Origin of the sequence: Gordonibacter pamelaeae 7-10-1-b, from assembly GCF_000210055.1 — a bacterium.
Lineage (GTDB): Bacteria > Actinomycetota > Coriobacteriia > Coriobacteriales > Eggerthellaceae > Gordonibacter > Gordonibacter pamelaeae.
Genome location: NC_021021.1, coordinates 3,262,045 through 3,269,729 on the forward strand (window position 1 = coordinate 3,262,045; position 7,685 = coordinate 3,269,729).

The following is a 7,685-nucleotide window of genomic DNA, read 5'->3' on the forward strand; positions in this document are numbered from 1 at the left end:
AACATGGTAGCGCGCGCCGGGCGCAGGAGCCGCCGCGCCGGGCGTCCCTTTCCCGCCCGTACCCGCCCCGTCAGCATCCCGAAAACGAGCGGGGCGCCCCCGTTTCCGAGGGCGCCCCGCGAAGCACTTCTCTGGTTGCCGAGCAGGCTACATGCTGAACAGCCCGAACTGCGCGGCCACGTAGGCCACCAAGATCACCACCACCAGCACCGGCGCCACGAACTTGATCATGACCGTCCACGCCTTCTCGGCCTTGAACGGGCTCGAGAGCTTCACTTCCTTCACGATGAGCCCCGGCTTCACGATCCAGCCGATGAACACGCACGTGAGCAGCGCCACGATGGGCATGAGCACCGAGTTCGAGAAGAAGTCGAAGAAGTCCAAAAGCGTGGTGCCCGCGCCCAAGGGCTCGATGAACGACAAGCCGTTGTAGCCCAGGTTCACGAAGATGCCCGCCACCACGACCACGCCGATCACCGTGCCGAGCGCCTTCTTGCGCGACCAGCCCGCGCCGTCCTGGATGATGGAAACGCACGTCTCCGTGAGCGAGATGGCGCTGGTGAGCGCCGCGAACAGCACCAGCAGGAAGAACACGAAGCCCACGACCACGGCCGCGTCGCCCATTCCCGCGAACACTCCGGGCAGCGTGATGAACATGAGCGACGGCCCCGCCGCGCCCGCCACGGCGTCGCCCGAGCCCATGGCCACGAATGCGGCCGGCACGATCATGAGGCCGGCCAGGAACGACACGCCCACGTCGAAGCAGCCGATGCGCGTGACGCTCTGCGTGAGGCTGGACTTGCGGTCGAGGTACGAGCCGTACGTGATCATGATGCCCATGGCCAGCGACAGGCTGTAGAACATCTGCCCGAGCGCCCCGATGACCAGCTCCGGCGAGAACTTGCTGAAGTCGGGCACCAGGTAGTACAGCGCGCCCTCGGCCGCGCCCGGCTGCATGAGCGTGTAGGCCGCGATGGCCACGGCCATGACGATGAGCGCCGGCATCATGATGAGGTTCGCCTTCTCGATGCCGCCCTTCACGCCCAGCGACACCACGATGAACACGATGGCCATGAACAGGAGCATCCACAGGAAGCTCTCGGTGTTGCTGGTGATGAAGCCCGTGAAGAAGTCGCCGCCGTCGGCCAGCGCCTCGGGCCCGTTGATCAGGTAGGCCGCCGCGTACTTCGTCACCCAGCCGCCGATGATGCAGTAGTACGGCGTGATGATGAACGGCACGGCCGAGGCGAGGATGCCGATGAAGGCGTACTTCTTGCCGAACTGCTTGAACGCGCCGATGGCCGACTGCCCCGTCGTGCGCCCGAGCGCCGTCTCCAGGAGCAGCAGCGACACGCCGAACGTGAACACGAGCACCAGGTAAGTGAGCAGGAACGTGCCGCCGCCGTACTTCGCCGCCAGGTACGGGAAGCGCCACATGTTCCCCAGGCCCACGGCGGAAGCGGCTGCGGCCAGGATGAACGCCCATTTGCCCGACCAGGACGAGCGCGCGGGCGTGCCGGTAGAAGACATCGATAACCTCCGTTGTCGATCGATCAATGCAAGGGTGCCCCTGCGCGGACGCGTCCGCGGGAGCCCGGATACGGGGCGCCGCCGAACATTCACCCTCGGCACCGCGATCCGAATGCATCATTATAGCGGCAAAACCCCGCCTGGCGACCACGTTTTCGCAGAAGGCGCCGTGTGGGACGCCGGAGCGATCCGGAACGGTCCGGGCCTCCTCCAAAGCCGCCGGGACCCACGCGGCGCATGACGGCCCGCAGACGGTTGGGCAACCCCGCTGTGACCCCTTGCCCCGCAACCCGGGCAAGGCGCTCGCGCCAACGATACTGGTTCCCCTGCAAGCGTATCGGGGCCGCAGCGGCCCCGACCTACCGAAACGGAGGACCCCATGGACCAACCCGGGATCACGTGCATCTCGCGCCGCTCCTTCATTGCCGGCAGCGCGCTCGCGTTCGCCTCGCTCGGCTTCGGCCTTTACGGCTGCGCCGAGCCCGCCGACAACGGCGCCGCGCACGTCAACCGGGGAAAGGCAGCCAAAAGGGCCGACCAGTACTTCGAGAACGGGACCATCGCGACGGTGAACGATCAGGACGACATCGTGGAGGCCCTGGCCGTGAAGGACGGGCGCATCGTGTTCGCCGGCTCGGCGGCCGACGGCCAGGCATACAAGGACGTGGCCGGATCGGTGGTGGACCTCCAGGGCAGTTTCGTGCTGCCGGGCCTCATCGAAGGCCATATCCACTCGGGATCGCCCGACTTCTTCGACTTCAGCCTCGTCGGCCTCTCCACCGCCGAAGAGGAGCTCGCCGCCATCAAGGAGTACGTCGACGCGCATCCCGAGAAGGACACGTACCTGGGCTACGGCTACATGGCCAGCCTCTACCCCGGCGAGGAGCTGGAGAAGGGGCCCAAGAAGGAGCGCCTCGACCAGATCAGCCCCGACAAGCCGCTGCTCGTGTACTCGTTCGACGGCCATGGCGCGTGGCTGAACTCGAAGGCGTTCGCGTACCTCGGCATCACGCCCGACACGCCCTCCACGCCCGGCGGCGCGATCTACAAGGACGCGGACGGCGGACTGTGGGGCACGCTGGCCGACTCCGCCATGTCGCTGACCTCGAAGTACCCCGTCAACCAGGAGAACGTTGCCGACGGGCTGGCCGCGTTTCTGCAGGGCCTCAACGCGTTGGGCTACACGTCCCTCTTCACGCCGCCCGGCAACGGCTTCTTCCCCGTGCCCTACGAGGGCTACCAGGCGCTCGCGGATCGCGACGAGCTCACCATGCGCGTGCGCGGCGCGGGCATCGTCACCAGCTGGCAGACCGACGAGGACCTGGCCAAGCTCGAGGAGCTGAAGAAGAAGTACGACGGCGACGCGCTCAAGGTGATCGCCGGCAAGATATTCGTCGACGGCGTGATGGACAACGAATCGGCCCTGCTGTCCGAGCCCTACACCGACGACCCCTCCAGCTACGGCGAGACCGGCTGGGAGCAGGACGCCCTCAACCAGGCGGTCGCGGCCATCAACCGCACCGGAATGCTCGCGCACATCCACGCCATCGGCGACGAGGCCGTGACGATGGGGCTCGACGCCATCGAGTACGCCGAGCAGAACGTGCCAGACGACGACGAGCGCAACGCCATCACCCACCTGCAGCTCGTGAAGGAGGGCGACGTCCCGCGCTTCGCCGAGCTGGAGGTGACGGCCGTGGCCGACCCCTACTGGCACTTCAAGGAGCCGCAGTACTGGGAATCGAAGGAAAGCCCGGCGCTCGGCGAGCGCGCCGAGAAGATGTACCCGATGAAGTCGTTCGCGGATGCGGGCGCGACGCTCGTCTCCGCCTCCGATTTCCCCGTGACCTCGAACCCCAACCCCTTCTACGCGATGCAGTTCGGCGTGACGCGCAACCTCGTGGACGGCGAGCCCTACGGCGTGCCCAACATCACCGACATGGACGATCCCGCCTACCTGCTGTGGCCCGAAGAGCGCGTTGACATCAAGCGGATGATCCGCAGCTTCACCGCCGACGCCGCCTGGGCCCTGGGCTTGGAAGGCGAGACGGGCACGCTTGAGCCCGGCAAGTCGGCCGACTTCATCGTGGTGGACCAGAACGTCCTCGACGCCGACCCCCTTGCCATCAAGGACACGAAGGTGCTCGCCACCTACCTGCGCGGCGAGAAGATCTTCGACGCCGCGCAGGCTACGGACCCCAAGGAATAGCCCCGCTCCCTCGTTCCGCGCGGGCCCAAAAGGCAAATCTGCGGTTTTGGCGAGGGGTGCGCGAGGCGCTTGGGGGTTCGCGCGGTTTCCACTATCATGGTTGCAGACGAACGTGAGAAGGAGAACCATCCATGTGCGGAATCTGCGGGTTCACCGGGGCTGTCGAGGCCGACCTGCCCATCTTGAAGGCCATGTGCGACGTCATGGCGCATCGCGGCCCGGACGGCGAGGGGCAGTACATAGACGACGGCATCGCGCTCGGGCACCGGAGGCTCTCGCTCATCGACCTCGAGGGCGGCAACCAGCCCATGGTGCGCGCGACCGGCGATCATGCCTCCGCCGTCACCTCCCCCGCGCTCATGCCCGACGGCGCGCCCTGCGCGAGCCCTGAGGCGGCCGCCGCGAAGGGCGACTACGCCATCGTGTTCAACGGCGAGATCTACAACTACCGCGACTTGCGCGCGGAGCTCGAGACCGAGGGCTGGGAGTTCCAGACGAGCTCGGACACCGAGGTGCTGCTCACGGGCTACCTCGCCTGGGGCGAGGGCGTGCTCGACCGCCTGCGCGGCATGTTCGCGTTCGCCATCTGGAACCGCGCCTCCCGCGAGCTCTTCTGCGCGCGCGACTTCTTCGGCATCAAGCCGCTCTACTACACGGTGCAGCAGGGCGCGGCCGGACCGCAGCTCATCTTCGCCTCCGAGATCAAGTGCATCCTGGAGCACCCCGCCTACGAGCGCGCGCTCAACGAGGACGCGCTCGAGCAGTACCTGTGCTTCCAGTTCTCGGCGCTCGACGAGACGTTCTTCAAGGGCATCTTCAAGCTGCCCCCCGCCCACTGCATGACCGTGCGCGCCGACGGCGCCGTCGAGATGCGCCGCTACTGGCGCCCGGAGTACGCCTTCGACGAGGGCCGCAGCCGCGAGGACACCGTGGAGGCCATCGACGCCGCCATGCGCGAGAGCGTGCGCTACCACAACGTGGCCGACGTGGAGGTGGGCTCGTTTTTGTCGAGCGGCATCGACTCCAGCTACATGGCCGCATGCCTGGCCAAGGAGAACCCCGCCATCAAGACGTTCACCGTGGGCTTCGCCGAGTACGAGGGCGAGCGCGACGAGATAACCTGGGCGCGCGAGCTGGCCGACGAGCTGCACATCGCGAACAGCTCCAAGCACATCGGCGAGGAGGAGTACTGGGCGAGCCTGCCGCGCGTGCAGTGGCACATGGACGAGCCCTCGGCCGACCCGAGCGCCGTGGCGCTCTACTTCGTGGACCAGATAGCGGCCGAGCAGGTGAAGGCGGTGCTCTCCGGCGAGGGGGCCGACGAGTTCTTCGGCGGCTACCGCATCTACCAGACGCCGTTCGCGAACGCCAAGCTGTCCTGGGCGCCGAAGGGCCTGCTCAAGGGCGCGTCGAAGGCGGCTCGGGCGCTGGGGGTGCGCGGCGCGAACTACCTTGAGCGCGCGAGCGAGCGGCCCGAGGACTGGTACTACACCAACGCGAACGGCGTTGCGTTCAGCCCCGAGGAGCGCGAGCGTCTGCGCGCGGGCAAGCGCGCGGCGGGAGTGCTGCGCCCAGCGTCCCCCCAGGAGCTCATCGCGCCGGCGTACGCCGAGGTCGCGGGCCTCGACGACACCACGCGCATGCAGTACGTCGACCTGTTCTTCTGGCTCGTGGGCGACATCCTGCTCAAGACCGACAAGATGTCGATGGCGCACTCGCTGGAGAGCCGCGTGCCGTTTTTGGACAAGCGCGTGTTCGAGGTGTCGGCCACCATCCCCACCCGCCTGAAGGCGAACGGCGAGCAGACGAAACTCACGCTGCGCGAGGCCGCCGAGCGCGCCATCCCCAAGGACTGGGCGCAGAAGGAGAAACTGGGCTTCCCCGTGCCCGTGGTGAACTGGCTGCGCCAGGAGCGCTATTACGACGAGATCAAGGCGTGGTTCACGGGCGATATCGCCGCCAAGTTCTTCGACACCGGCGAGCTCGTGCGCCTGCTCGACGAGCACAAGGCCGGCGCCGACCGCTCCCGCAAGATCTGGATCGTCTACATGTTCCTCATGTGGTACAAGATCTACTTCGTGGACCAGAAGGCCCCGGAGAAGCCGGCGGCGTAGCGAAAGAAGAAGCGCCTCGCGGTTCGCGAGGCGCTTCCCATTGGCGGATGAGTGCGAGGTCCGGCGCCCCTTCGATCGCCCGACCGGAGGGGCGCCGGTGCGCCCTTTGCCGCAGGAAACGCCCCGCGGGTGCGGGGCGTTTCCTGCGGCTCCTACGCTCCTGTGGGGGGCCAGGTCCTCGGGGTCCAGGTCGACGCCCAGCTCGCGTCGCCTGACGTCCGCGTCATATTGGGCCAGCTCCTCTTTCGTGCGGCCCTTCCACGCAGGCTCGATGCCGGCGCGCTTCTCGGCCGCTTGCGCCACCAGGCCGGGCACGATATAGGCGGCCCAGCACACCACGGCGCCCCACAGGTTCACGCCGAGGAAGTTCGCGTACGATCCGTCGCCGACGTTCATGAAGGCGAGCGCGGCCGGCGCCACCGTGTCCACGATGCCCAGCGCCATGCCTATCCAGAAGGCCAGCTGGAAGCCCACCTTCGTCGGCTTCACCACGCCGTGCATCAGGAAGATGGGGCCCAGGCCCATGATCATGGTGCCCGAGATGGTGGTGGCTGCGATGATATCGGCGCCCATGATCATGGGCAGGTTGCCCACGATGCCGAAGATGATCATGAACACGATGCCGATGATGCGCGGGTTCATCTTGGGCGTGCGGCCCAGGATGCCCGGCAGGTCGCGCGCCGTGAGCTTCGCCAGCGAGCTGAACGTGGAGTCCAGCGTGGAGCCGGCGGTGGCAATCATGATGACGGCCATCATGAAGAACGCCACAATGCCCAGGCTCTGCGCCACCACGACCGGCGCGCTGGAACCGGCGATGCTCATGCCGTCGAGGTAGGCGTGCACGCCGATGAGCGAGAACAGCACGATGGCCACGAAGCCCAGAAGGCCCGCCACCGTGAAGCTCTTGAGCATCTTCCTCTCCTCGCAGATGAAGCCGCGGTCGGTGAGCACGGCATCGTGGAAGCCGTACGACAGGCACTGCAGGCCCGCGCCTATGATGAAGTCCACGCCGCCCCCGAGCGTCCACGTGCCGGACGTCGCAAAATCCGACAGGTCGTGCATCGGCACCACCCACACGAGCACGGCGATGAGCAGCACCGCGAACAGGATGGCCTGCGCCACGTCGGTGATGATGGAGCCGCGCATGCCGCCCCAGCAGCAATAACCCACGGTGATGGCCGTGAACAGCAGCGCCGCGATGACGAACGGCGCCGAGCCGGACGCGCCGTAGTACGCGCCCACGACCGACGTGTTAGACCACACCTCGTTGAACAGGCGCACCAGTATGGCGGCAGAGAAGCAGAACGCGGCCGCGATGCCGTAGTGCTCGGTGAGGAAGCTGATCATGCCCGTAGCCTTGAACTTGCGGCGCAGGCGGTACAGCGCCCAGCCGGTCAGCGGGATGCACAGCCAGTACATGGCGTAGCCGATGCCGCCCACGATGCCGAAGTTCGCGCCCATGTTGGCGGCGTTCGTGACCGACTTCGCGAAGATCCACGCAATGAAGATGGAGGCGGTGATCATCCACGGGTTGGCGGCGCGGCCCTGCTTGTCCTCGCCTTTGAAGAACCCGCCCAGGCTGACGGTCTTCGGCGAGAGCAGGAACATCACGATGCCGTACATGATGAGGAATCCCCAGAAGAAGATCCCGGTGGTCGAATCCATGCAGCCGTCCCCTTACGTACGATCGCTTAACTTGATTGATGCTAGTATTAGATTATATCTACTAATATGGTATGTCAACTAGAAAGATGGCCCGGCGGCCGGCGAAGCGGGCGGCGTCGCGCAAGCCAGGCGGCGGCGCGGCGGGGGCTATCCCCGCACGATGGTGC

6 protein-coding genes are annotated in these 7,685 nt (G+C 66.8%); 5 read left to right on the plus strand and 1 reads right to left on the minus strand.

All coding sequences use genetic code 11. The annotated features are described in order from the left end of the window. Window positions 1-147: 147 nt before the first annotated feature. Window positions 148-1,530: a sodium-dependent transporter gene (locus tag GPA_RS14990; RefSeq protein WP_015540389.1), complete on the minus strand. Its 1,383-nt coding sequence runs from the start codon at window positions 1,528-1,530 to the stop codon at window positions 148-150. A 379-nt stretch (window positions 1,531-1,909) separates the two neighbouring features. On the opposite strand from GPA_RS14990, the gene GPA_RS14995 reads away from it, so the two are divergent. The 5 genes from GPA_RS14995 to GPA_RS18490 all read left to right on the plus strand — a co-directional run bounded on the left by GPA_RS14995 (window position 1,910) and on the right by GPA_RS18490 (window position 7,600). Next, window positions 1,910-3,739 carry an amidohydrolase gene (locus GPA_RS14995; RefSeq protein WP_015540390.1) on the plus strand — a complete coding sequence of 610 codons (1,830 nt, stop codon included), beginning with the start codon at window positions 1,910-1,912 and terminating at the stop codon, window positions 3,737-3,739. Between the two features lie 131 nt (window positions 3,740-3,870). Beyond that, entirely contained in the window at window positions 3,871-5,853 is a 1,983-nt protein-coding gene (gene asnB / locus GPA_RS15000; RefSeq protein ID WP_015540391.1) for an asparagine synthase (glutamine-hydrolyzing), read from the plus strand. Window positions 5,854-6,295: 442 nt separating this feature from the next. Beyond that, on the plus strand, window positions 6,296-6,688 hold the full coding sequence (locus GPA_RS18480; RefSeq protein WP_231847672.1) for a hypothetical protein: 393 nt from the start codon (window positions 6,296-6,298) through the stop codon (window positions 6,686-6,688). Window positions 6,689-6,700: 12 nt separating this feature from the next. Next, complete coding sequence (locus tag GPA_RS18485; RefSeq protein ID WP_015540393.1) at window positions 6,701-7,018, plus strand: hypothetical protein; 318 nt, start codon at window positions 6,701-6,703, stop codon at window positions 7,016-7,018. A gap of 264 nt (window positions 7,019-7,282) precedes the next feature. After that, window positions 7,283-7,600: a hypothetical protein gene (locus tag GPA_RS18490; RefSeq protein ID WP_015540395.1), complete on the plus strand. Its 318-nt coding sequence runs from the start codon at window positions 7,283-7,285 to the stop codon at window positions 7,598-7,600. Window positions 7,601-7,685 lie beyond the last annotated feature (85 nt).